Annotated in this window: 23 protein-coding genes; 19 read left to right on the top strand and 4 right to left on the bottom strand. The window is 38.6% G+C overall.

The window, feature by feature from the left end:
* Window positions 1-658 precede the first annotated feature (658 nt).
* Complete coding sequence (locus C9J37_RS23980) at window positions 659-2,344, bottom strand: methyl-accepting chemotaxis protein (protein WP_107897422.1); 1,686 nt, start codon at window positions 2,342-2,344, stop codon at window positions 659-661.
* A gap of 470 nt (window positions 2,345-2,814) precedes the next feature.
* The gene (locus tag C9J37_RS23975) at window positions 2,815-4,509 is read right to left on the bottom strand and encodes an Rqc2 family fibronectin-binding protein (RefSeq protein ID WP_107897421.1); all 1,695 of its coding nucleotides are present in this window, start codon (window positions 4,507-4,509) and stop codon (window positions 2,815-2,817) included.
* Between the two features lie 305 nt (window positions 4,510-4,814).
* On the opposite strand from C9J37_RS23975, the gene C9J37_RS23970 reads away from it, so the two are divergent.
* The 15 genes from C9J37_RS23970 to spoVM all read left to right on the top strand — a co-directional run bounded on the left by C9J37_RS23970 (window position 4,815) and on the right by spoVM (window position 19,261).
* Window positions 4,815-5,690: a YicC/YloC family endoribonuclease gene (locus C9J37_RS23970; RefSeq protein ID WP_107897420.1), complete on the top strand. Its 876-nt coding sequence runs from the start codon at window positions 4,815-4,817 to the stop codon at window positions 5,688-5,690.
* Between the two features lie 43 nt (window positions 5,691-5,733).
* Window positions 5,734-6,351, top strand: coding sequence for a guanylate kinase (gene gmk, locus C9J37_RS23965; protein ID WP_024362091.1), 618 nt, complete (start codon window positions 5,734-5,736; stop codon window positions 6,349-6,351).
* Window positions 6,352-6,355: 4 nt separating this feature from the next.
* Window positions 6,356-6,583, top strand: coding sequence for a DNA-directed RNA polymerase subunit omega (gene rpoZ, locus C9J37_RS23960; RefSeq protein ID WP_024362090.1), 228 nt, complete (start codon window positions 6,356-6,358; stop codon window positions 6,581-6,583).
* Window positions 6,584-6,713: 130 nt separating this feature from the next.
* A complete protein-coding gene (gene coaBC / locus C9J37_RS23955) occupies window positions 6,714-7,721 on the top strand; it encodes a bifunctional phosphopantothenoylcysteine decarboxylase/phosphopantothenate--cysteine ligase CoaBC (RefSeq protein ID WP_107897419.1) in 1,008 nt (335 codons plus the stop codon).
* Window positions 7,718-10,132, top strand: a complete 2,415-nt coding sequence (priA, locus tag C9J37_RS23950; RefSeq protein WP_107897418.1) for a primosomal protein N' — start codon at window positions 7,718-7,720, stop codon at window positions 10,130-10,132. The genes coaBC and priA overlap by 4 nt, the downstream gene beginning before the upstream one ends.
* 122 nt (window positions 10,133-10,254) lie before the next feature.
* Window positions 10,255-10,749: a peptide deformylase gene (gene def / locus C9J37_RS23945; protein WP_069510187.1), complete on the top strand. Its 495-nt coding sequence runs from the start codon at window positions 10,255-10,257 to the stop codon at window positions 10,747-10,749.
* Between the two features lies 1 nt (window position 10,750).
* Window positions 10,751-11,692, top strand: a complete 942-nt coding sequence (fmt, locus tag C9J37_RS23940; protein WP_107897417.1) for a methionyl-tRNA formyltransferase — start codon at window positions 10,751-10,753, stop codon at window positions 11,690-11,692.
* The gene (gene rsmB / locus C9J37_RS23935; protein WP_107897416.1) at window positions 11,689-13,050 is read left to right on the top strand and encodes a 16S rRNA (cytosine(967)-C(5))-methyltransferase RsmB; all 1,362 of its coding nucleotides are present in this window, start codon (window positions 11,689-11,691) and stop codon (window positions 13,048-13,050) included. Before fmt ends, rsmB begins: the two co-directional genes overlap by 4 nt.
* Entirely contained in the window at window positions 13,050-14,192 is a 1,143-nt protein-coding gene (rlmN, locus tag C9J37_RS23930) for a dual-specificity RNA methyltransferase RlmN (RefSeq protein ID WP_024362084.1), read from the top strand. The genes rsmB and rlmN overlap by 1 nt, the downstream gene beginning before the upstream one ends.
* A 6-nt stretch (window positions 14,193-14,198) precedes the next feature.
* Window positions 14,199-14,948, top strand: a complete 750-nt coding sequence (locus C9J37_RS23925) for a Stp1/IreP family PP2C-type Ser/Thr phosphatase (RefSeq protein ID WP_024362083.1) — start codon at window positions 14,199-14,201, stop codon at window positions 14,946-14,948.
* 2 nt (window positions 14,949-14,950) lie between these two features.
* A complete protein-coding gene (gene pknB / locus C9J37_RS23920) occupies window positions 14,951-16,921 on the top strand; it encodes a Stk1 family PASTA domain-containing Ser/Thr kinase (protein WP_107897415.1) in 1,971 nt (656 codons plus the stop codon).
* 11 nt (window positions 16,922-16,932) lie between these two features.
* Entirely contained in the window at window positions 16,933-17,817 is an 885-nt protein-coding gene (gene rsgA / locus C9J37_RS23915; protein ID WP_107897414.1) for a ribosome small subunit-dependent GTPase A, read from the top strand.
* A gap of 2 nt (window positions 17,818-17,819) precedes the next feature.
* Entirely contained in the window at window positions 17,820-18,488 is a 669-nt protein-coding gene (rpe, locus tag C9J37_RS23910; RefSeq protein WP_107897413.1) for a ribulose-phosphate 3-epimerase, read from the top strand.
* Entirely contained in the window at window positions 18,485-19,138 is a 654-nt protein-coding gene (locus tag C9J37_RS23905; RefSeq protein WP_107897412.1) for a thiamine diphosphokinase, read from the top strand. The genes rpe and C9J37_RS23905 overlap by 4 nt, the downstream gene beginning before the upstream one ends.
* Window positions 19,139-19,156: 18 nt before the next feature.
* A complete protein-coding gene (gene spoVM, locus C9J37_RS29780; RefSeq protein WP_103977638.1) occupies window positions 19,157-19,261 on the top strand; it encodes a stage V sporulation protein SpoVM in 105 nt (34 codons plus the stop codon).
* Between the two features lie 119 nt (window positions 19,262-19,380).
* On the opposite strand, the gene rpmB is transcribed toward spoVM, so the two are convergent.
* Window positions 19,381-19,569 (bottom strand): 50S ribosomal protein L28, encoded by a 189-nt coding sequence (rpmB, locus tag C9J37_RS23895; RefSeq protein ID WP_024362078.1) that lies wholly within the window; start codon window positions 19,567-19,569, stop codon window positions 19,381-19,383.
* Window positions 19,570-19,777: 208 nt separating this feature from the next.
* On the bottom strand, window positions 19,778-20,518 hold the full coding sequence (locus tag C9J37_RS23890; protein ID WP_107897411.1) for an IclR family transcriptional regulator: 741 nt from the start codon (window positions 20,516-20,518) through the stop codon (window positions 19,778-19,780).
* A 212-nt stretch (window positions 20,519-20,730) separates the two neighbouring features.
* Between C9J37_RS23890 and C9J37_RS23885 the strand changes: the two genes are divergently transcribed.
* The 4 genes from C9J37_RS23885 to C9J37_RS23870 all read left to right on the top strand — a co-directional run bounded on the left by C9J37_RS23885 (window position 20,731) and on the right by C9J37_RS23870 (window position 25,603).
* Entirely contained in the window at window positions 20,731-21,603 is an 873-nt protein-coding gene (locus tag C9J37_RS23885) for a dimethylarginine dimethylaminohydrolase family protein (RefSeq protein ID WP_107897410.1), read from the top strand.
* A 17-nt stretch (window positions 21,604-21,620) separates the two neighbouring features.
* On the top strand, window positions 21,621-22,382 hold the full coding sequence (locus tag C9J37_RS23880; RefSeq protein ID WP_107897409.1) for a dimethylarginine dimethylaminohydrolase family protein: 762 nt from the start codon (window positions 21,621-21,623) through the stop codon (window positions 22,380-22,382).
* Window positions 22,383-22,540: 158 nt separating this feature from the next.
* Window positions 22,541-23,911: an amino acid permease gene (locus tag C9J37_RS23875; RefSeq protein WP_052599552.1), complete on the top strand. Its 1,371-nt coding sequence runs from the start codon at window positions 22,541-22,543 to the stop codon at window positions 23,909-23,911.
* A gap of 39 nt (window positions 23,912-23,950) precedes the next feature.
* A complete protein-coding gene (locus tag C9J37_RS23870; RefSeq protein ID WP_107897408.1) occupies window positions 23,951-25,603 on the top strand; it encodes a M20/M25/M40 family metallo-hydrolase in 1,653 nt (550 codons plus the stop codon).
* Window positions 25,604-25,717: the final 114 nt, after the last annotated feature.

Genomic DNA, 25,717 nt, shown 5'->3' with positions numbered 1-25,717 from the left:
AGCTAAAAATATCAAAAATGAAACAAAATCAAAAAAATGATTTACTATACGGAAAATTCCTATTTTTTCGTTAATATTATTACGAAATAAAAAATGATTCGAAAGTCACGGATGTTCTACCTTGAAGAATTTTTATAGTTTTGTAGAAAATCATCGTAAAACTAAGTGAATATGATTTTTTATTAGGTAATTTTTTGCAGTTTCTAATCTAAAAATAGGAATAATACTATCTATAAATGATATATAAAAATTTTGTTTTGTATTTATCTAGTATTTAGCTTTGGGAGAGAAAAAAAGGGAAAATGAGAGAAAATTGTATGATTTAACATGACTATTTATGTTGTTTATAGGGGGATTTTAGCGCAAAAAAGTAGTCTAATATTTTTTTGAAATAATTCATTTGCCTTTATCATCGCTAGTTTTTATAAAAAATGTGGTGTGTTTTTCAATTAAGAATAGATTTTTGTTTTTGCAGTATCCTCTTTTCGACAGAAATCAACAAAGTAAGCTATATTTTGTATAAAAATGATTTTATGTCAAAATATCCATTTGTTATTAATTGGTTTATCCAATTATTTATAAAAAAATGTGTAAAAAAACACTCTAGGATAAACGCTGTCTCGGTTTCAGCGTTGACCTAGAATGTTTAATTGTTGTTTTATAACTTAAATTGGTGAATCTGATTTTGCAACTCTAAAGATTTCTCGCTTAATTCTGTTGCAACGAAGTTTACTTGTTGAATTGTTGCTGCTTGTTCTTTCATTGCTTCGGCAATAATCTTTGTATTATCCGCACTTGCTGAAGCGCCGTAAGCAATCTCAGCAACTGATGCGGCTACTTGTTCAGCGCTAGCAGATATTTCTTCTGATGTTGCTGAAATATCTTCAATTTGATCGGACATCGTTGTAATGGCTTGGACAATGGATTCGAAAGCAATGCCTGCTTCTCCAATCATTTTAACACCATCATTTACAGAATGAAGACCATCGACTACTGCTTTTTCAACATTTTTTGTATCTTGTTGAATATCTTGTGTTAAAGCGACAATTTTATTAGCTGATCGTTTTGATTCTTCGGCTAGCTTGCGCACCTCATCCGCTACAACAGCAAATCCTTTCCCGTGTTCACCTGCGCGTGCTGCTTCGATAGCGGCATTTAGAGCGAGCAGGTTGGTTTGATCTGTAATTGTTGTAATAACTTCTGTAATATTGCTGATTTCTACTGATTGTTTACTTAGTTTTTGAACGAGTGTGTTAATAAGTTGAGTAGAATCATTGATTACATTCATTTGCTGTTGGGCTTCTTCTATTATATTGTTCCCTGTATTGGCTGTTTCTGATGTAGCGATGGCACTATGGTGAAGCTGTTGTGTTGCTTCTGCAATACGTTGTACACCTGTAGCTGTTTCATCCATGGCGGCAGCACTTTCCTTTGCAGCAATTGTTGCGGTTTCGGCCGCGGCGGCGGTTTCATTAATGCGTGAAGAAACTTCTTCTGTTGTAGCAGAAACTTCTTCAGTAGAAGCCGTTAACTCCTCGGCTGCACCTGTTAAATGTTCTGAATTTCCTTGGATATGTGTCATTAAACTACTTAAGTTACTTTTCATCGTATTAAAGGCTATTGCCAGTTGCCCGATTTCATCTTTGGAGTGATTGGTAATATCTTGATGATATAATTCACCGTTTGCAATGTTGTTGGCAGCGGCTACAACTGATTTTAAAGGGCTAGTAACTTTGCGATGTACATAAAGCATTAGGAATATGCCAAGTGCTACTCCAATAATAATCGCTATAATCGAAATGATTTGTGAATTTTTTACTGCTTCTTTAGATTCTGCTGTAATATTCTCTAGCTGTGTTTTTTGGTAATCGACAACTTTATTTGAGACTTCTAGTAGTCCTAGGTTTGCTTGTTGTGCATCACTATTGACTATTTTTAATGCCTCATCTAATTTTCCTTCATCATGTAAAGCTAAAGCACGATCAGCTGCTTTGTTAAAAGCATCGTTATATGTATCAAGTTCTTTGGCATATTCAACCATTTCGGGCGAATCTGCTTTTTTTGCAATTTCGGCAACGTGCTCATCTAACAATCCAGCGTGTTTAATTAAACTATCCTTATTACTTGCTGTATCTTCTATAAACATTGCGCGAATAAAAAGACCTTGCATTGCCATTTCAAATTGAATGCTATCTGACAGTTCTACTTGGGAAACGCGGTCTTCTAATGCAGCTTCAACTTTCTTCTCAATATTGGAAAATTGGTTGAATAAAATAAGCAAAGACATAAATAAGATAAAAATAATCGAGAAAAAACCGAAGCTTAATTTTTTGCCAACAGACATAGTAATACGCCCTTTCTGAATTGCTTTAAAATTATTTATAGTTAAATTAAGACATCGTGTAAGCAAGAAGTCAATAACCGGAGATAGAAACAGTTCAGAATATTCATGCTGAAAATCTTTTCTTTTCATGATAGGGCACATTGCCTGTAAAAATTGAAATGGACACAAATTTTTATCGTTATATAGTACGGATTACTGAGAATGAACAACGGAAAAGAATAGGGGCTAGGACATAACGATAAAATTTTTAAAAAAGTGCAAGGATTCGGTGAAAGATTGGTATTTATTATGTGAGAACGTAGCTGTTTTTTCTTTTGTAATCATCAAAAAAATAGAAGTGAATACTTAGTTCATACTAGCGTCTTACGAATGCCTGTGGAAAGCAATCACGCTAGCAGATAACAAAGGCATAGCAAAAGAAGTGTTAGATTGATGGCGATCAATCTAACACTTCTTCTCTATTGCTATTTTTAAGACTGTTTCTTTAATTGTAAAATAACCGTTTCATCGGGATCTATAAACAATGTTTTTTGTTCGAAGTAAATAACGAATCCTGGTTTGGCACCATTAGGCTTTTTCACTTGTCGTATTTCCGTATAATCTACCGGCACAGAGGATGAGTCGCGTGCTTTTGAGAAATATGCGGCAAGTGTTGCGGCTTCTCGCAATGTCGTATCATCTGGATTAGCGGCGTGAATGACTACATGAGAGCCTGGTATATCTTTTGTATGTAGCCAAATATCTGTACGTTTTGCTATTTTAAATGTCAGCATATCATTTTGCTTGTTGTTTTTCCCTACAGAAATGGGCGTTCCTGTAGATGATAGATAATGTTCGGGTTCAGGTTTAAGCTGCTTTTTCTTTTTCTTGGCGTGACGAAGTTTTAAATAGCCTTGTTCCGCTAATTCTTCACGAATCTCTTCGATATCACCAGGCGATGCTTGTTGCACTTGTTGCGCTAACATCTCAAAATAAGTTATTTCGTCTCTCGTTTTTTCGAGTTGCTCTTGCACCATAATAAGGGCATTTTTAGCCTTCGTATATTTCGTGTAATAACTTTGTGCATTTTCAATCGGTGTTTTACGCTCACTTACCGGAATCGTCACTTGTTCAGCAGATTCACTGTAATAGTTTGTGACGGTCACTTCCTTCACACCTTTTTCAAAAGCGTAAATATTGGCCATCAATAGTTCCCCATACAATTGGAACTGATCTAATTTGGAGGCGCGTTCAAAGTCTTTCGTCAGTTTTTTGATTTTTAATGATAGTTTATCGATTTCGTTTTGTAGCCAGCGTTCTAAATCGCCTGCTTGTTGCTTCACACGATCTCGTTCCGCGCGAGCAAAGAATACACGGTCAAGAAGCTCATGTACATTTGGGTAGGCAGTTTTCTCTCCTTGTAAATGTGTTAAAGCAATTGGGGAGAAGTATGTTTTACCATGCGCGTAAACATACATCGGTTCTTTGCCACCATCATTAAAATCTGCCATAAAGTCCTTGAAGCAACCTACTTTGTTTGACGTGGCGGTTAAGCGAAATAACAACTCCTCTGCATGTAATGGAGAAAAGCCAATAAATTGCGACACAACTTCTTTAGCGGTTTTTGGCTCTGCGAAAAATGCAGCTACTTGCTCATCATCGACCGTAAGAGGTTGCCATTTATTTTGTGCAGGTGGGGCGATATAAGGCTGTCCTGGTAATATTGTTCGGAAACTATTCATCGAAGGTGATAAATGTTTCAAACTGTCGATAATTTTAGTTTGTTCTGTATCTATTAATAACAGGTTACTATGGCGACCCATAATTTCTGCATGTAGTTCCCGTACAATAGGATCACCGATTTCATTTTTACTTTGGATTTCTACTATAATAATACGATCTAACTCATGCTGTTTAATAGAAGAAATAAAACCACCCTCTAGATGCTTACGTAAAAGCATACAAAACATAGGGGGCTCAGCAGGGTTTTCGATTGTTTGCTCTGTAAGATGAACACGTGCATAGGAAGGATGGATAGAAAATAATAATTTATGGTTCCCTCCATTTGCACGGATTTGTAAAACAACTTCCTGAGCGTTAGGTTGATGTATTTTCGTAATACGACCTGTTACTAATTTTTGTAGGTCTGTTGTCATTGAATAAGTAAATAAACCATCAAATGCCATTTTAATTCCTCTTTCCAACGATATAATGCATCATTGTATTTTTCGTATTTGCGCTGAAAAGGTCTGCTAAAACGAACTACAATGGTGCAATTCATGATTTTATAAAGTGTTCCCAAAACAGCCATTTCAAGCACGAATGCTTTTTTAGTATGTTTATCATAGCATTTTTTAGGTGAATATTAAAATATAGCTTCAGATGTGGTAGAATTAATTTTTGCTCTAGCGATTTTTTTGTGGAGAGACGTCATAAATGACGGAGCTTATGTTATAATTATCCCAGTATGCAAAGAAAGGTGTGACGAACCTTGGTGCGTAGTATGACTGGTTTTGGCAGAGGTGTCACAACAACAAGAGACTTTCAGTTAACCGTAGAAATACGCTCGGTCAACCATCGTTTTTTAGAAATTCATGCAAAATTTCCGAAAGAATGGCTTGAAGCAGAAGTTTTTGCGAAGAAATTAATTTCACAAGCTTTATCCCGAGGAAAAATTGATGTGATGGTATATGTAAAAGATTTAGAAAATGTCGAGCAATCTATTGAAATTAATTGGTCATTAATTGAAGCGTATCGTAAGGCAAAAGAACAATTAGCAAGTAAAGTACCGCTAGAAGAAAAATGGACAATGCAGGAGCTACTGGCGCTTGAGAAAGCATTAGTGCAAGAAAAACCGCAACTAACGCCAGAAGATTTATTAGGTGCTGTGGAACATGCGGTAACAGAAGCCATTGGACAGTTGATTCAAATGCGTGAGCGTGAAGGGCAAGAATTGCAAGAGGTTGTTGTACAATATAAAGAACAGCTAATGGAACAAGTGAATCAAATACGTTCATGTTCTTCACTTGCTGTTGAAAAATATCGTACGCGTTTAGTAGAACGGATTGCTGAAATTGCAGAAGTAGCGCTTTTAGAAGATCGTTTACTCGCAGAAGTAGCGATATTTGCTGAACGAGTGGACATAACGGAAGAATTGGATCGATTAGATAGTCATTTTAACCAACTGGAAGAAACGTTACTAGAAACCGTTTCAATCGGGCGTAAATTAGACTTTTTAATGCAGGAAATCCATCGTGAAATCAATACGATAGGTTCTAAAAATCAATCGACAGAAGCAGCCGTTGCAGTAGTTCAGGCAAAAACAATTTTAGAAAAGATGCGTGAGCAAGTTCAAAATATCGAATAACATGCCTGCATCTGTTATAAATTAAGGGAGATATAGAGAATAAATGATAAAAGAACGTGGATTATTAATTGTTCTGTCTGGCCCGTCTGGTGTAGGAAAAGGGACAGTGCGAAAAGAATTATTTTCTCAACCGAATACGAATTATGAGTATTCCATCTCAATGACAACACGAAATCCTCGCGAAGGTGAAGTAGATGGTGTAGACTATTTTTTCAAGACACGTGAAGAGTTTGAAACGTTAATTGACCAAGGTGGCTTATTAGAACACGCTGAATTTGTAGGCAATTATTATGGCACGCCGTTAGCCTATGTAAATGAAACACTTGATGCTGGTCGTGATGTATTTTTGGAGATTGAAGTACAAGGAGCAGCGCAAATTCGTAAAAAAGCACCGGATGCCTTATTTATTTTCTTAGCCCCTCCAAGTTTAACGGAATTAAAAGATCGTTTAGTTGGCCGTGGGACAGAAACAGCGGATGTTATTGCAAAGCGTATTGCAACTGCAAGTGAAGAGCTTGAAATGATGAGCTTATACGATTATGTAGTTGAAAATGATGAAGTGACAAATGCCTGTGATCGTATAAATGCGATTATTAAAGCCGAGCATTGTCGAAGAGAACGTGTTGAAAAAAGATATTTGTCAATGTTGAGAGGAGAATAAACCAATGTTATACCCATCAGTAGATGCCTTAAAGAAAGAAATTGATTCAAAATATTCTTTAGTAAGTTTAGCATCAAAGCGCGCTCGTCAAATGCAAGAAGTAGAAGGTACTGAGCGCCTACACAAATATGTTTCCTATAAATATGTAGGAAAAGCACTTGAAGAGGTAGCAGCAGGTGTACTTACGAAAGTATCACAGGATGAGTCCGCTGTGTACGAAGACGAAATCTAACATTGATGGTATAAAGCTTTTGCCAGTTAATGTTAAAATCTGCAGTGATTTTTTGATTATACAAAAATGCCGAGAGCTCCCGAGGAAATTGTCCTTTGGGAGCTTATCGTTTGAAAGGACGACATTGTAGATGAATAAAAATATTTTACTTTGTGTTTCAGGTGGTATTGCGGTTTATAAAGCTGTAGCGCTAGTGAGTAAACTATCGCAGGCGGGTGCCCGTGTAAAGGTCATTATGACAGCATCAGCCCGGCAGTTCGTCAATCCGTTAAGCTTTCAAGTCATGTCAAAAAATGATGTCTACTTCGATACATTTGATGAAAAAGATTCAAATGTCATTGCCCATATAGATTTAGCTGACTGGGCAGATTTGATATTAGTCGCACCTGCAACTGCCAATGTGATTGGCAAACTAGCAAACGGTATTGCAGACGATATGGTAACAACGACATTACTTGCTACTACTGTACCTGTTTGGATTGCACCCGCGATGAATGTCCATATGTATGATCATCCAGCGGTTAAGCGCAATTTGGCACAACTAGCAACAGATGGTTATCAATTTATCGAACCGTCAGAAGGCTTTTTAGCATGTGGCTATGTTGGGAAAGGTCGTTTAGAGGAGCCAGAGAAAATTACGGCACTTGTGCAACAGTATTTTTTCGCTTCAAAGCCATTAGCAGGACGAACGGTGCTTGTAACAGCAGGAGCAAGTTATGTCCCTCTGGATAATCAGCATGTAATTAGTACAAAGGCCAATGGTAAGGTTGGACAAGCGTTAGCGAGAGAAGCGCAAGCACTAGGGGCACATGTCATTCTTTTAGGTGAAGAAGCAACAAATGCGGATGACCTCATAACGCAAGTAGAAAACGTTAAAAAGCAATACGCACAGCTCTTATTTATCCACGCAGCCAACATACCAACAATTGAAAGTGCCCCTACTCTATCCATTGCAGGTACAGAGGCAGTGACATTTGGACAAAAAGTGCTAGGGAATCCGCTATTACAAGTAATAGCCGATGAATGGATTGACTATAGTCAAACAGCAACAATAAACGGACAAATTGTCAATATTTCAGATACGACACAATTTGCAAAAGTTTTATGGCAGCATATATTACAAGGTGAGTCGCAATGAACGTTTTATACGCAGAGATCATAGTGGATGTTTCAACATACCATGTGGATCGCTCATTTGACTATGCGGTTCCTGTAGAATGGGTAGCTGTTATAGAGAAAGGCTGTCGTGTAAAAGTACCATTTGGACCGAGAAATGTACTAGGATTTGTTGTAGGTTTAAAACATGAGACAGATGTTCCGACAAATAAAATAAAGCCGCTTGCTCAAATTTTAGATATAGAGCCTGTTTTTACTGAAGAAATGTTGTTGATGGCAAAGTGGCTTAAAAATGAAACAATTTGCTATGAAATTGATGCTTTGCAAGTAATGCTACCCTCCGCATTACGAGCTAAGTATGAAAAAATCGTCAAATTACTCAATTATCAAACGATTTTGCCAATGGCTGTCCAACAAATTTTCGGGAAGCGACAACAGGCAAACTTTAAGGAATTTGAACGGGCAGGATTATTGCCGCTCTTAAAAACGTTAATTGCCGATAAAATTGTAAAAATAGAAAATGTCGTGAAGCAACAAGGCAATGTAAAAGCAGTTCGTATGGTAAAGATAACTGAGGACGAACAAGCATTAAGCAATGCTATGCAAGAGGCATCAAGAGCTGCGAAGCAACGTTCTTTAATTGAATGGATGGCTTCGCATTTAGGTGAAGTTTTTACACCACAGCAAATTTATGAAGCAACCTCTGTCTCTGCTGCTGTATTACAAGCGGTTATTGAAAAAGGAGCAGCAAGTTTTATACAAGAAGAAGTGTATCGCGATCCTTTTACAAAGGATGTTGCACGTACACAGTCCTTACAATTAACGGACGAACAAGCAGTTGCATTAAAAGCAATTACGCATTCTATTGAGACACAATCTGCTTCCACCTTTTTATTGCAAGGTGTTACAGGTAGTGGCAAAACGGAAGTTTACTTGCAAGCGATTCAAAAGGTTTTAAATGACGGCAAGGAAGCTATTATGCTAGTGCCTGAAATTTCGTTAACGCCCCAAATGACGGAGCGTTTTCGTAGTCGTTTTGGTGAGATGGTTGCCGTGATGCATAGTGGGTTATCTGTTGGAGAGAAGTATGATGAGTGGCGTAAAATTCAACAAGGGAAAGTAAGCGTTGTAGTAGGTGCCCGTTCAGCCATTTTCGCACCCTTTACTAATTTAGGGCTAATTATCTTAGATGAAGAGCATGAATCGACTTACAAGCAGGAAGATTCACCCCGTTACCATGCGAGAGATGTAGCCATTTGGCGAAGCCAATATTACCGTTGTCCTGTTATTTTAGGTAGTGCGACACCCGCTCTTGAGTCATATGCACGTGCGAAAAAAGGGGTCTATACACTATTAACGTTAAAACAGCGTGCGCTGCATCAAGCAATGCCAACTGTATATGTTGCAGATATGCGAGAGGAACTTCAAAAAGGAAATCGCTCGATGTTTTCGGAACTACTGATTGAAGGGATACGGACACGACTTGAACGACAAGAACAGATGGTGTTGTTTTTAAATCGAAGAGGTTATTCGTCCTTTGTGCTATGTCGTGATTGTGGGACGGTCGTGCAATGTCCGAACTGTGATATTTCATTAACCTATCATCGCACAACCGAAAAACTTAAGTGTCATTACTGTGGTTATGAAGAACAGGTGCCACAAATTTGCCCGCAATGTCAAAGTGAGCATATTCGATATTTTGGTACAGGGACACAAAAGGTAGAAGAAGAAATCTATAAACTATTTCCAGAAGCACGGGTATTACGAATGGATGTTGATACAACAAAGCACAAGGGGGCACATGAAGAGATTTTGCAAGCATTTGGTGAGGGGCAAGCTGATATTTTACTCGGTACGCAAATGATTGCAAAGGGACTTGATTTTCCTAATATTACACTTGTTGGTGTGCTAAGTGCTGATACTTCATTACATTTACCAGATTACCGTGCTGCGGAGCGAACTTTCCAATTACTTACACAGGTAAGTGGTAGAGCAGGTCGTCATGATAAAGCGGGAGAAGTCGTAATCCAAACTTATACGCCTGAGCATTATGCAATTGAATTAGCTAAAGTACAAGATTACGAGCCATTTTATGAACGAGAAATGTTTTTACGCCGTCGTTCGGGCTACCCACCTTATTATTTCGTTGCACTTATACAAGTATCGCATGAAGATGTCATGATGGCAGCAGAGTATGCGGGACGTGCTGCAGATTGGCTTCGAGGAAATTTATCCAATCAAGTGTCCATTATTGGCCCAACAGTTGCAAGTATTAGCCGTCTCCAAAATAGATATCGCTATCAATGTTTGATAAAATATAAAATTGAACCAAATCTGATACCTGTCTTGCAACGTTTACTTGCGATGTATCGAGCAGAATGGATTAAACAGGGGATATTAATGACGGTTGATTTAGACCCGTCTACGATATAAAAAGGCGCAATAGCTCTTTTCTAGCAAGCTTGACTACCGCACAATGGATTTAAATGGCGATTTGCCTAAGAGTGAAATGAAGGCAAGAGAGCGTCTTATATAATAGAAATGAGGAACGAAAAATGGCGATTAAAAAAGTAATCGAACATCCAGCAAAAGTATTATCTACACCATGTGCTGAAGTAACAGAAATTAACGAAGAAATTATTGCATTACTTGATGATTTATACGACACGATGGTGGAATATGATGGCGTTGGGATTGCTGCACCACAAATTAATGTTGGGCTACGCGTGGCAATTGTCGAGCTAGGTGAAGAAAGAGATATTTTAGAAATGATTAACCCTACTGTTATTAAAACAGACGGAGCAGAAGTGGATATCGAAGGGTGCTTAAGCTTCCCAGGATTATATGGTGAAGTTGAACGTCCTGATTATGTAAAAATTGAAGCTTGTGACCGAGAAGGGCGTGTCTATGAGCTTGAAGCTGGTGGCTTTGAAGCGCGAGCGATTTTACATGAAATCGATCATTTAGATGGTATATTATTTGATTCTAAAATTAAACGCATTGTGACAGAAGAAGAGCTAGAAGAAATGTACGCAGAAGAGGAGGAATAATATGACGTCAATTATTTTTATGGGGACACCTGATTTCTCAGCGCCAATTTTGCGTATGCTACACAATGAGGGCTATGATATCAAGGCTGTTGTGACGCAACCAGATCGACCAGTTGGGCGTAAGCGAGTGCTAACACCGCCACCTGTTAAAGCAGCAGCATTGGAATTAGGATTGTCTGTTATTCAACCAGAAAAGCTACGTGGCTCTGAGGAATTACAGCAAATACTGGATTTACAACCGGATATCGTAATTACAGCAGCTTTTGGGCAAATTTTACCGAAAGAATTGCTCGATGCACCGCCGCTTGGCTGCATTAATGTGCATGCCTCCCTTTTACCGAAATATCGAGGTGGAGCGCCAATTCACCAAGCTATTATCGATGGTGAAAAAGAAACAGGCGTAACGATTATGTATATGGCGGAGAAGTTAGATGCAGGCGATATCATATCTCAAAAGGCAATTGCTATTGAAGAAGATGACCATACAGGTGGTCTATTTAATAAACTAAGTGTTGTAGGGTGTGAGCTATTAAAAGAAACACTTCCTTCTATTATTAATAGAACAAATAGCCGGACAGTACAAGATGAAACACAAGTGACATTTGCCAGCAATATATCGCGAGAACAAGAGCGAATTGATTGGACAAAGGATGCCACAACTCTCTACAATCAAGTGCGAGGATTACACCCTTGGCCAGTAGCCTATACAACATTTGAAGAAGGTAACTTTAAAATTTGGTGGGCACAAGTTGGACAAGCGAAACATAACGTGACACCTGGTACAGTGGTAGCAATTGCAAAGGATCATTTTGAAGTTGCGGCTGGCAATGGGACAGCACTAGCATTATACGATATTCAACCAGCAGGAAAAAAACGAATGACGGCAGAGGATTATTTGCGAGGCACAGGTTCGAAATTACAGATCGGGGACCAATTTAAATGAGTAAAAAAAGCGTAGTAATTTGGGATGGCAATGTACGAGATGCCGCACTTTCTATCCTACTAGCAGTAGATAAAAACCAAGCGTATAGTAATTTACTTTTACACGAAACGATTAAACGCCATAAAATTGAAGCGAAGGATCGTGCACTTTTAACAGAAATTACGTATGGGACGCTTCAATATAAAATGACCCTTGACTACTATTTAGAGCCCTTTATTCGTGGTAAACTAGATCATTGGGTGCGTTGGCTATTGCGTTTGTCGTTATATCAAATGCACTATTTAACACGTATACCACCGCATGCAGCCGTAAACGAAGCGGTAGAAATTGCAAAACGTCGTGGACACCAAGGTATTGCTTCCACAGTCAATGGTATTTTGCGTTCTATCTTGCGTCAAGGCGTAAGATCGACAGAGGATATAACAGATCCTATCGAACGTCTTGCTATTGCAACGAGTCATCCACAATGGTTAGTTGAACGCTTTGTTCATAATTATGGTCTGGAAGTAGCGACAGCAATGCTTCACGAAAATAATGTTCCGCCGGTGCAAACGGTGCGCGTCAATAGAACCGTGGCAACACCAGAACAAGCGATTGCCAGTTTACAAGCGGAAGGCTTAACAGTACAGCAAAGTGACCTAATGCCGGAATGTCTACACGTAACAAATGGGCAACCTGCCCGTACAAAGGCATTTCAAGATGGTGTCATTACCATTCAAGATGAAAGCTCCATGATTCCTGCAAATGTGTTGAATCCTTCTCCTGGAATGCGCGTCTTAGATATGTGTGCAGCACCAGGTGGTAAAACGACGCATCTTGCGGAGAAAATGGGCAATAAAGGTTCTATTTTAGCTACGGATTTACACCCACATAAATTAGATTTAATCGACCATAATACAGAACGTCTAGGACTTGATATTGTAGAAACGGCTCCGATTGATGGACGCAAGGCTCCAGACTTTTTACAATTGGAATCGTTCGATGCGGTGTTAGTCGATGCACCTTGTAGTGGCTTAGGTGTTATGCGTCGTAAGCCAGATATTAAATATACGAAGCGTGAAGAGGATTTAGAAAATCTTCAAAAAATTCAACTGGCGCTACTTGATGCGGCAACGAAAGTATTAAAACAAGATGGCAAGCTTGTCTATAGTACATGCACAGTCGATAAACAAGAAAATGAAGGCACTGTTGAGGCCTTTTTAACAGAGCATCCAGAAATGGAAGCTATACAACTAGAATCTTTACCAACAAAATTAGCGGAAAAGCAAGCAAATGGCATGCTTCAAGTCTTTCCACAAGACTTCGGCAGCGATGGTTTCTTCGTCGCGGCCTTTCGTAAAAAAGGAGAATCCAACTAATGGTGGATCAAGAGCAATTTAATGAACGTATTAATGATTTAGTCGAGGAAGCGGAAGATCAGCCTGTTCGACGTGCGAAAAAAGAAAAACCGAATTTAAAAGAATCCATTTATTCATTACAACCGCACCAATTAGAAGAATGGCTAAAAGAAAATGGGGAAAAAGCATTCCGCGCTGCACAAATTTTTGATTGGCTATACAATAAACGAGTAAAAACATTTGAAGAAATGTCTAATCTATCCAAAGCATTACGTGACAAGCTAGAGGCAAGTTTTGCTTTAACAACTTTGTCAACGATTATTAAACAAGAATCAAAAGATGGTACGATTAAATTTTTATTCCAATTACAAGATGGCTATTCCATTGAAACAGTTTTAATGCGCCATGAATATGGCAACTCTGTTTGTGTCACAACGCAAGTGGGCTGTCGAATTGGTTGTACGTTCTGTGCATCAACGTTAGGTGGCTTAAAACGTCATTTACTAGCGGGGGAAATTGTAGAGCAAGTTGTCAAAGTACAGCAAGCTTTAGATGAAGTAAACGAACGCGTATCTCATATCGTTATAATGGGCATAGGCGAACCTTTCGATAATTACGATGCTATGATGAATTTCCTAAAAGTAATCAATCATGAAAAGGGCTTAAACATTGGGGCTCGTCATATTACCGTTTCAACATCGGGCATTGTACCAAAAATTTATCAATTTGCTGATGAACAGCTTCAAATTAACTTTGCCGTATCCTTGCACGCACCGAACCAAGAGGCTCGTCAAAAACTAATGCCTATTGCACGTGCCTACAAATTAGATGAACTGATGGAAGCCGTTCGTTACTATACGAAAAAAACGGGACGTCGTGTTAGTTTTGAGTATGGTTTAATGTCTGGTGAAAATGATTCAGTTGAAGTGGCAGAAGAATTATCTGCTCTTATAAAAGGGATAAAGTGCCACGTTAACTTAATTCCTGTAAACTACGTACCAGAACGTGATTATATTCGCACATCTCGTAGTAAAATTTTTGCTTTTGAGAAAACATTAAAGAAAAATGGTATTAACGTAACAATCCGTAGAGAGCAAGGTTCAGATATTGATGCGGCTTGCGGACAATTACGTGCGAAAGAGAGATCTGAAGAAACGAGGTGACCAGTGATGAAATACACAGTCGAAAGTGATATTGGTTTAAAACGAGCAATTAATGAAGACCGCGCTGCCTTTTTTAAACGTCCAGATGGGCTCGCACTCGCACTTGTGGCCGACGGCATGGGTGGTCATAATGCTGGCGATGTAGCGAGTGATATGGCAATGAAACAAATGGAAACGGTGTTTTTACAAGCAGAGGCACATCATTTTGCAACTATGACATCAAAAAAAGAATGGTTACGACAAGCAGTTAAGCTTTTAAATACCAATATATTCAACTATTCTTTATCACACGAAGACTGTAAAGGAATGGGGACGACGTTTATCGCCGTGTTAATTGAAGGGAATTATTGCTTCATTGCACATGTTGGTGATAGTCGCGTGTATTATTTCTTTGATGATGGCGCACAACAAATAACAAGAGATCACTCCTATGTTAATGTTCTGCTTGAAAACGGTGAAATTAGCGAAGAGGAAGCATTGACGCATCCGAAGAAAAATTTCATTTTAAAAGCTGTTGGAACAGAGGAAACTATTGAACCAGACTTTTATGAAGTAGAGCTAGCGCCAAAATCGTATTTACTCATTTGTTCTGACGGTTTAAGTAATAAACTATCAGTGTATGAAATGGCATCTATCATTACCTATCCAGATGTAATTGAAGAAAAAGGGCGAAAGCTTGTAGAACTAGCAAATGCAAGCGGGGGGGAAGACAATATCTCCCTCGTGTTACTCACAAGGCAAGATGAGGAGGTGTAAGTATGCTTGTAGGGAAACGAATTAGTGACCGCTATAAAATTATAGAACTCATTGGTGGCGGAGGCATGTCCAATGTATACTTGGCGCATGATATGATATTAAATAGGGACGTAGCGATAAAAATATTACGCTATGATTTTACCAATGAGGATGAATTACATCGACGTTTTCAACGTGAGGCACTTTCAGTTACAAGCCTTACACATCCGAATATTGTTAGTATTTATGATGTAGGTGATGATGGAGACTTACATTATATTGTCATGGAATATGTTCAAGGAAAGACGTTAAAGCAGTACATACAGGAATTTGCACCGATTTCTCCTGCTCGAAGTGTGCATATTATGAAGCAATTAACGTCAGCGATTGCCAATGCCCATGAAAATCATATTATTCACCGTGACATTAAACCGCAAAATATTTTAATGGATGCGGAAGGAAATGTGAAAATAACGGATTTTGGAATAGCTATGACGCTAAGTGCCACATCTTTCACCCAAACAAACTCTGTGTTGGGCACTGTCCATTATTTATCACCAGAGCAAGCACGTGGTGGAACGGCAACAAATAAATCAGATATTTATGCGCTTGGAATTGTCTTATATGAATTACTTACCGGCGAATTGCCATTCTCTGGTGAGTCGGCTGTTTCAATTGCTCTTAAACATTTGCAATCAGAGACGCCATCTGTTCGAGCATTTGATGGTACCATTCCACAAAGTCTTGAAAATGTCGTGTTAAAGGCCACTGCTAAAGATGCATCCCATCGCTATGCTACGGTAGAAGAAATGCAAGAGGACTTGGAAACAGTATTATCATCAGCTCGTATCAATGAACCAAAATTTACAATTCCTATTGATAATGATGCGACAAGAGCCATTCCTATCATTAAGGAACAGTTTATCCGAAAAGATGAAGATTTGACTAAAACAAGAGCAATGGAACCAATCTCACAAAAGAAGGTAGAAGCGAAAAAACCTGTTGAAAAAGTAGAGCCGGTCAAACAAAAGAAAAAGTGGCCAAAGTATGTGGCAGGGTTATTCATCGTCGTGATTGCGATGTTCCTTTTCTTTTTATTTGCAACAGATTTATTTAGTCCGAAAAAAATTGCCGTACCTGATGTGACCAATTTAACGGTAGAAGATGCGACAAAGAAATTACAAGAAGCTGGCTTTGTTGTTGCCGAACAACAAGAAGAGCGAAATTCTGAAGATATTGAGAAGGGCAAAGTCATTGAAACCGATCCGGAAAAAGATGCGAAGCGTGTTCAAGGAACAGAAATCGAATTAATAGTTAGTCTTGGTGTCGAAACGGTTAAAATTGATGACTATACTGGACAACAAATTAGTCAAGTTGAGGCTTTGTTAAAGGATAAGTTAATCATCCAAAAAAATTATGTGCATTCCAAACTGCCTGAAGGGCAAATTATTGAGCAAGATCCGCAAGAAGGAGCAGAAATAATCGCTAAAGATGCAACGATTACATTTACGATTAGCCAAGGTGTAAAAATGATTACAGTTGATAGTGTAGCGAATTATACGAAAGCTCAAATGGATGATTACGTAAAAAGAGTAGGGCTGAAATGGCGCACTGTTCGCGAAGAGTATAATGATACTGTTCCAGCAGGTAGTGTAATTTCGCAAACGCCAAAACCAGGTACCAGCTTAATGGAAGGCGATACAATTGCAGTTGTTTTAAGTAAAGGACCTGCAGAAAAACCAGTGAAAACATTTATTAAAAATGTTTTAATTCCATATGAACCGACTGAAGAAGGCGCTGAACAAGTAATCCGCATTGAAATTCAAGATAAAAATCATACAATGGTGAAAGCTTTTGATGAATTCACCATTACTAGTGACCAACAATACAAAATACAACTTGTCATTGTAGAAGGCGAAGAAGCGGCTTATAAAATTATCCGTGATTCAGAAATTATTGAGTCGGATAGTTTTAATTACGATGATGTTAAATAAGGGGGAATTGGATGGCGCAAGGCCAAATACGTAAAGCGTTAAGTGGTTATTATTATGTTTACGATGGGAAGGAACTTATACAGTGCCGAGGACGTGGCGTCTTTCGCAATCGGGGAGAATCGCCACTCGTCGGTGATCTTGTAGAGTATACACTTGAAACGGAAGGCTCGGATGGTACGATTCAAAAAATTATTGATCGTCAAAATGAACTAGTTCGTCCGCCAATCGCCAATATCGATCAAGGCATTTTAGTGTTTTCAGTAAAAGAGCCGAACTTCAATACGATTTTACTGGATCGTTTTCTAGTTGTTTTAGAGTCATTTCATGTCCACCCCATTATCTGTCTGACGAAGATGGACTTATTACAAGACGATGAGCGTGAGGAATTACAGGGCTATATCGCAGATTATGAAAACATAGGGTATACGGTGCTTCAAACTTATAAAGGTGAAGAAGAATTAGTAGAACGTCTTCAGCCGATTTTAAAAGGAAAGACATCGGTGCTTGCGGGACAATCTGGTGTTGGAAAATCGACGCTTCTCAATACGTTAATACCTGATTTAAATTTAAAAACAGGCATTATTTCACAGAGCTTAGGGCGAGGAAAGCATACGACCCGCCATGTTGAGCTGATAGAAGTATGTGATGGTTTATTGGCGGATACGCCTGGCTTTAGTTCGTTTGATTTTGATGAAATTGAAAAAGAAGAGCTAGGGGCATGTTTCCCAGAGATAACGCGAATTGCTGAGGATTGTAAATTTAGAGGCTGTTTACATTTAAAAGAACCAAAATGTGCGGTTAAAGCTGCAGTCGAAGCTGGCGAAATACGCGAGTACCGTTACAAACATTATGAACAATTTATGCAAGAAATTATGGATCGAAAGCCGAGGTATTAATCATGATACAAATAGCACCATCAATTTTAGCAGCAAACTTTGCTAAACTAGGAGAAGAAGTAAAAGACGTAGAACGAGCAGGTGCAAAGCTTATTCATATCGACGTAATGGACGGTCATTTTGTACCGAATATTTCATTTGGGTCCATTGTGTTGGATGCGATTCGTCCTTTAACTGATTTACCATTAGATGTTCATTTAATGATTGAAAATCCAGATCAATATATTGAACAATTTGCCAAAGCAGGAGCAGACTATATTACGGTACATGTAGAGGCTTGCCGCCATTTACATCGTACAATTCAATTAATTCGTTCTTACGGTGTTAAGCCAGGTGTCGTTTTAAATCCACATACACCGATTGAAACGATTCAGCACATTTTAGAAGATATTGATATGGTGTTATTCATGACTGTAAATCCTGGATTTGGTGGTCAAAAATTCATTCATTCTGTTGTACCTAAAATTGAAGCATTATCCACAATTATTAAAGAGCGTAATTTAGACGTTGCGATTGAAATTGATGGTGGTATTAATGCCGAAACAATTGTTCCGTGTGCAAAAGCAGGTGCAACTATTTTTGTAGCAGGTTCAGCGATTTATAGTAAAGAGGATCGTACAGCGGCACTTCAAGAGATTTTAGCTGCTGGTGAGGCTGCGATTAAAGGATGACTACTGTTGTCGTTTGTGCAGGCGGTCCGAAAGAGGAGCTATGTTCTTTTGATGCGTATAGTAGACAACATGATGTCCTATTTATTGGTGCGGATCGAGGTGCGCTGTATTTAATTGAGCAAGGTATTACACCGCATGCTATTGTTGGCGACTTTGACTCGTTATCACAAGAGGAATATCAATATGTTATGAAACATGCGGATGATGCCCAACGCTTCCGTGAAGAAAAAAATGAAACCGATACGGATTTAGCGCTGTTAAAAGCGTTAACCTACGCTCCTAGCGAAATTGTATTAACAGGGGTTACAGGTGGGCGTTTAGATCATTATGAGGCAGCTGTGCGTTCCATTTATCGATTACAGCTTGAACATCCTGATCTTGTGTTGAAAATGATCAACCATGCGAACATGATACAGTTTTTGGTGCCAGGCACGCACACAATTCAAGCGGATGAGCGTTATCGCTATTTGTCTTTTTTTGCCCATGAGCAACCAATACAGGGCGTTACTTTAAGGCATGTAAAATACGAAACAACGAACGAAGAAATTTCGTTAGGTTCAACTCGATTTACAAGTAATGAAATAATAGGCACTTCAGGGTCTATATCCTTCACGCAAGGCATATGTTTAATGATAAGAAGCATAGATTAGCGTAAGGGGGAGAGAGTCCTGAAAGTATATACGTTCCAACTGCCGAAATTTGTTAGTAGCATTACGCGTACGTGTATTAATCTATTTAAAAAAGATAAGAAAGAAGCTAAAAAATCCGACTGATGCCAGTCGGATTTTTCCTGTTTAATAGCTATATAAAGGCGGTTGGTAGTGTGCCTTGAAAAATGAAAGAAAAAAATCGATTTACGCTTTATGCGAAATCGATTTTTTAGAAGCGGCTATTAAACGCGCTCGATTTTACCTGATTTTAAAGCACGAGCAGAAACCCATACACGTTTTGGTTTACCGTTAACTAGGATACGAACTTTTTGAAGGTTAGCGCCCCAAGTACGTTTGTTAGCGTTCATAGCGTGGGAACGGTTGTTACCAGTACGAGCTTTACGTCCAGTGATTACACATTGTTTTGGCATGTTGTATTCCCTCCTTACAGTTGATGCTGAAAGATTATTATTTCAGTTCGGTATTTCACATACCATAATAATTTAACATACCAAGTCGTTCAGTGCAACAGTTTTCACATAACCTTTCAAGAAAAAAACCTTTACAGGCAAAAACAGCTATGAAAAAAACACTGAACAATGGATGCTCAATTCATTGCGCAGTGAATTTTTTAATAGATTACTTCCCGCGATAGCCAAGTTTTGTAGACACGCGTTTCCCTGTTTCTACAAGACGTTGTGTAAGGAATTTGATATGTTCTTCGCTGACGTTAAAGCTAACAAAACCGATACTGACCGCACCGATAATTTCTCCAAAGCCATTAAAAACAGCTACAGCGACTGAGGAGGTACCTGCCGTTCGCTCCCCGTGGCTAATAGCAAAGCCCTGTAATCGAATTTGTTCTAACTGCGCTTCTAAGTCAGCCATTTCATCAATAGGAACGAGTTGCTGCATAATTTTTTTTGCTTCTACGGTCGGTAAAGAGGCTAACAACGCTTTATTGGCTGCCCCAATATGCATTGGAATGCGAATGCCTAGTTGATCATAAATACGAATCGGGTTTGCTGCACTATCAATACGTTCGATAATAATTGTATCTAGCCCCGCAGGTTTGCTTAAATAAACACTTTCCTCAACTTCTCTTGCGAGTCTTTCTAATTCTGGTCTAATTTTGCTAATATAGTCCATCGTATCATACACTTGCAAACCTAACTCCATCCATATTGTGCCGAGACGATAATGCTTCGTTTGCGTGTCTTGTTCAATCATTCCTTGTGCAATCATCGCTTTTAAAATTCTATGTAATGTACTCAATGGTAAATCGCATTTGGTGGAAAGCTCTGAAATAGACAAACTGCCTTCGGATGCTTCTGAAGCTAACACTTTCGCAATTGTCATTGCTCGTTCTAATAATTGCATAATTGTCCCACCTCCTCTAATCTTATTTTATTTTTATTTTTCCTGTTCGTCTAGTTCCTTCGTTGTCGTCCATAGTTAGTTTTCTCTTTGAAAAAGATAATATTAAAATTTTTCTAAATATATTGACAGTATATCATAAAACGCCTATATTTTTTATATAAACTTTCCTCTTAACGGAAACGTTTTCCACTACACGGAAAAGGGGTGAAGGTATGCATTATTGTTCATCCATGTATGCACCTTTAAAACACGTAATTATTAAACATCCAAAAGACGCTTTTAAAAGCCAAGAGCATCTTGCGGATGAATGGAAAACTTTCAACTATTTATCAGAACCTAACTATCAGGAGGCTCTTACAGAATATGCTGAGTTTATAGCCGTTCTAGAGAAGTATGTTGAACAAATTGATTATTTACCAGCGTCAAATGAAGTAGGATTAGATTCGCTTTATGCGCATGATCCTGTGAAATTCACACCACATGGTGCAATTATTTTGAAATCTGGTAAAAAATTAAGACAACCTGAGGCAGTTGTTTATAAGGAATTTTTACAAGACAAAGGGATTGCGATAATCGGTGAATTGTCGGGTGATGCTGTTTCAGATGGTGGGGATCTGGTTTGGCTTGATGACCGTACGCTTGCAGTTGGTCGAGGATATCGCACGAACGATGAAGCGATTCGTCAAATTAAGGAAATGACAGCTACTATGGTCGATGAATTAATCGTTGTGCAACTTCCTCATGATTTAGGTGAGGCAGAGTGCTTACATCTAATGTCCTTTATTAGTATGGTAGACAAGGATTTGGCTGTTGTACATTCGCGTTTAATGCCAGTATTTTTCCGTCAGCTTCTGATTGACAGAGGAATTCAATTAGTGGAAGTACCAAAAGCTGAGTATGATACTTTAGGCTGTAACGTCTTAGCGTTAGCACCGAGAGTATGTGTTATTCCTGAAGGTAATCCTTCTACTAAACAACAGTTATTAGATGCGGGTGCAACGGTATATGAATATAAAGGTAACGAAATTACGGTAAAAGGCACAGGTGGACCTACATGTCTAACTTGCCCAGTAGTCAGAGGATAAAAAGGGAGACGGATGATATGTTTAAAAATGTGATTGTAAAAACACCAGGCAATAGTTTTGTTAACGGATTAACAACAAGTGATCTAGGAAAACCTATTTTAGAAAAATTATTTGAACAGCACGAACGCTATGTAGAAGCATTAAAAAAATGTGGTGTAGAGGTTACCCAACTTGATGCAGATGAAGCTTTCCCAGATGCAACTTTTGTAGAAGATACAGCGGTACTAACTTCTGAATTTGCGATTATCACAAATCCAGGAGCGGAAGCACGCAATCAAGAAATTGAAGCTATTGAACCAGCAGTTAAAAAATTCTATGACAAGCTATATTATATTGAAGGACCTGGAACACTTGATGGCGGTGATGTTTTGCAAGCTGAAAAGAAATTTTATGTAGGTATTTCAGCTCGTACAAATGAGGAAGGTGCACGACAATTTAAAGAAATCGTTGAAAAAGAAGGCTATGAAGCGACGATTATTCCATTACAAGATTTCTTCCATTTAAAAACGGGCATCGCGTATGTTGGACAAAATCGTATGGTTGTAGCTGGAGAGTTTATCGATCATCCAGCATTTGAATCTTATGAGAAAATTGTTATTCCACAACAAGATGAATACTCTGCAAACTGCATTCAAGTAAACGATACGATCATTATTCCAGCCGGTTATCCTGATACTAATCGCAAACTAAATGACTTAGGCTATCAAACGATTGAACTTGAAATGTCTGAATTTAGAAAGCATGATGGCGGATTGAGCTGTTTATCACTACGATTTTAAGTCAATAAAAAACATGCCCAATCAATTTGTAGGGGAAAATTGATTGGGTGTTTTAGTACTTTAAATATCTGAATATTTAATAATTTGACAAAATACGGAAATGGGGAAACACGTTGAGCAAAGGGGAGCAACAGCATAATAATGTATTGAAGCGTTCTATGAAGAGTCGACATTTATTGATGTTATCACTTGGTGGTGTGATTGGCACAGGTTTATTTTTAAATGTAGGTTTTACAATTAATCAAGCTGGCCCTGGTGGAGCACTAATTGGTTATTTATTTGGTGGTTTAATTTTATATATGGTGATGAATTGTCTTGGTGAATTGGCCGTGTATATGCCTGTCACAGGTTCTTTCCAAACATATGCAACACGATTTATCAGTCCGTCAGCAGGCTTTTCGTTAGGTTGGATGTACTTTGTTGGATCTGCTGCCACCGCGGGGGTGGAGTTTACAGCAGCGGGCATATTAATGCAACATTGGTTCCCGAATGTGCCGATTTGGATATGGTGTGCAGTCTTCATGGTGCTTTTGTTTACATTAAATGCTTTAACTACAAAAGGTTTCGCAGAAGCGGAGTTCTGGTTTGCAAGCATTAAGGTAGTTGCTGTAATTGCCTTTATAATAATTGGTGTAGCTGCTATTTTTGGCTTGATTCCTTTGGCTGATCGGCCGACTCCACATTTAACGAATTTAGCACCGACAGGATTATTCCCAGCAGGTATTACGATTATTTTTGTCACGATGATGAATGTTATTTTCTCGTATCAAGGTTCCGAGCTAGTAGGAATTGCTGCTGGTGAAACAGAAAACCCAGAAAAAAACATTCCAAGAGCAATACGTACAATCTTGTTTAGAATTATCGTATTTTATATTGCTTCTATAATAGTACTGTCTGCCATTTTTCCATCATCTGAACTTGGGCTACTTGAAAGTCCTTTTGTTACATTGATGAAAATAGCGGGTGTTCCATATGCGGCGGGCATTATGAATTTCGTTATTTTGACAGCGATATTGTCTGTAGGGAACTCATGCTTATATGCTTCCACACGATTACTATGGTCGATGTCAAAAGAAGGCATGGCTCCAAAGTACTTTGGTCGATTAACAAAAAATAAAGTGCCATTAAATGCGCTTATTTTTACGATGCTATTTTCACTGCTATCGTTATTAACAAGTGTGATGGAAGCTGACGCAGTATTTGTGTTGCTTATGTCTATTGCGGGAATTTCGGTGACTATTTCTTGGATGGGTATTGCCATGTCTCAATTAATGTTCCGATACCGTTATGTAAAAGGGGGAGGCAATGTGGCAGATTTGAAATTTAAAACGCCATTGTACCCGTTAATTCCAATATTTTGTATTGTTTTTTGTGTCATTATATTAGTGTTTTTAGCGTTTGACCCGACTCAAAGAATAGGGTTGTTATACGGCATAGGGTTCTTTGTAGCGTGTATGTTATTTTATAAAGTGAAATTGAGTAAAGTGAGTACAATCACTTCTGACAAAGAAGAGTCACTGAATGCTTAATGGATGTTTCATTTTTAGTGGATAAAGGAGATTTTAAATATGAACAATTATTTATGGAATACACCAAACAAACTTCGGGCATTATTATGTGAAATTGTAAGCTGGGAAAGCAGAACATTAACAGCAGGTGAAAATGAATTCGCCTTTAAATTAAAAGAGCTGTTGCAAACGCTTTCTTATTTTCAAGATAATCCTAACTTAATAGAACTGCATGATGCGGGACTCGGTCGCCATGCGGTTACAGCATTGTACAAGCATCCAACGGCTACTGAAACAGTAGTCCTAATTAGTCATTTCGATACGGTTCATACAGAGGAATATGGAGAGCTTGAGCCATTTGCTTGTCGGCCAGAAGAGTTGACGAGCATGCTGATGGAACCTAAATATAAAAAAGATTTGCCAGAGGCGGCTAGAATTGATTTAGAGTCGGGTAATTATTTATTTGGTCGTGGCACAATGGATATGAAAATGGGACTCGCTTTACACTTGCAATTGATTGAAAAAGCGAGTATTGAACAATGGCCAATCAATCTAATTTTAACAGCGGTACCGGATGAGGAAGTCAATTCTGCTGGTATGCGTGCAGCCGTAGTCGAGTTAGTAAGGTTGCGTGAACAATACGGTTTAACCTATAAGTTATATTTAAATAGTGAACCTTCGTTTTCACAAGGGCCTTCTGATATAAATGAATATATATATTCAGGTACAATCGGCAAGATTATGCCGGCTGCTTTATTTTATGGAAAAGAGACGCATGTAGGTGAGCCGTTAAAAGGTATAACAGCCAACTATATTGCATCCTTTATGACACAGCATATGGAGTGGAATCCAGTTTTCCGCGAAACAGATCTCGGTGAAAGTACACCATTGCCAGTATCCTTACAATTAAAGGATTTAAAAATGGAGTATTCTACACAGACGCCATATCGTGCAGCCGCACTTTATAATGTATTTTTGTTAAAGCGGACGGCAACAGAGGTCATGGAAATTTTTGAACAAGTTGCATTGGAGGCAATGGCTGCTTGTAATATGCAATATAAGCAAATTTGTGAACGCGAACAAGTACAAGGTGTTGGGAAAGTAAATGTACTTCGCTATGAGGCGGTTTTAGAGCATGCTATTCAAAAACTTGGCGCAGATGAAGTAAAGCATATTAAAAACCAAGTGCTAGAAAATACAGCGTGGGATGATCGGGAGAAGTCGATTCGTATTGTAGATCAATTGATGATTCGATGTCAGGAGCTAACACCAGCAACGGTGCTGTTATACGCACCTCCGTATTACCCAGCTATTAATTCTTCACAGCATCCGCTCGTCAAGCAATCAATCGAATTAATGAAGAAAACAGCCAAAACTTTTGCTATTGAAGTCGATCAAATACACTATTTCAATGGCATTTGTGATTTAAGTTATGTCAATTATTCAGATGATTCCAATGGCTGGACTGCATTTGAGCGCAACACACCTGTTTATGGTGATACGTATAGTATTCCATTTGAAGCCATGTCTGCATTAAAGGGCCCAGTGTTAAATGTGGGGCCATTCGGCAAAGATGCACATCAAAAGACAGAGCGTTTACATGTAGATAGTGCATTTAAAGAAATGCCTGTGATGATTGAAACACTTATAAAAAGCTTATATGCAGCAGAGAGTGAAATACCCGCGAAAAGAAAGCGAATACCCGCGGAGTAGAGTGAAATACCCGCGAAAAGAAAGCGAATACCCGCGGAGTAGAGTGAAATACCCGCGAAAAGAAAGCGAATACCCGCGGAGTAGAGTGAAATACCCGCGAAAAGAAAGCGAATA

The sequence above is a fragment of the Lysinibacillus mangiferihumi genome, assembly GCF_003049665.1.
Taxonomy (GTDB): Bacteria; Bacillota; Bacilli; order Bacillales_A; family Planococcaceae; genus Lysinibacillus; species Lysinibacillus mangiferihumi.
Note: the sequence above shows the minus strand (reverse complement) of the source record. Positions and strands in the feature narration are given on the sequence as shown.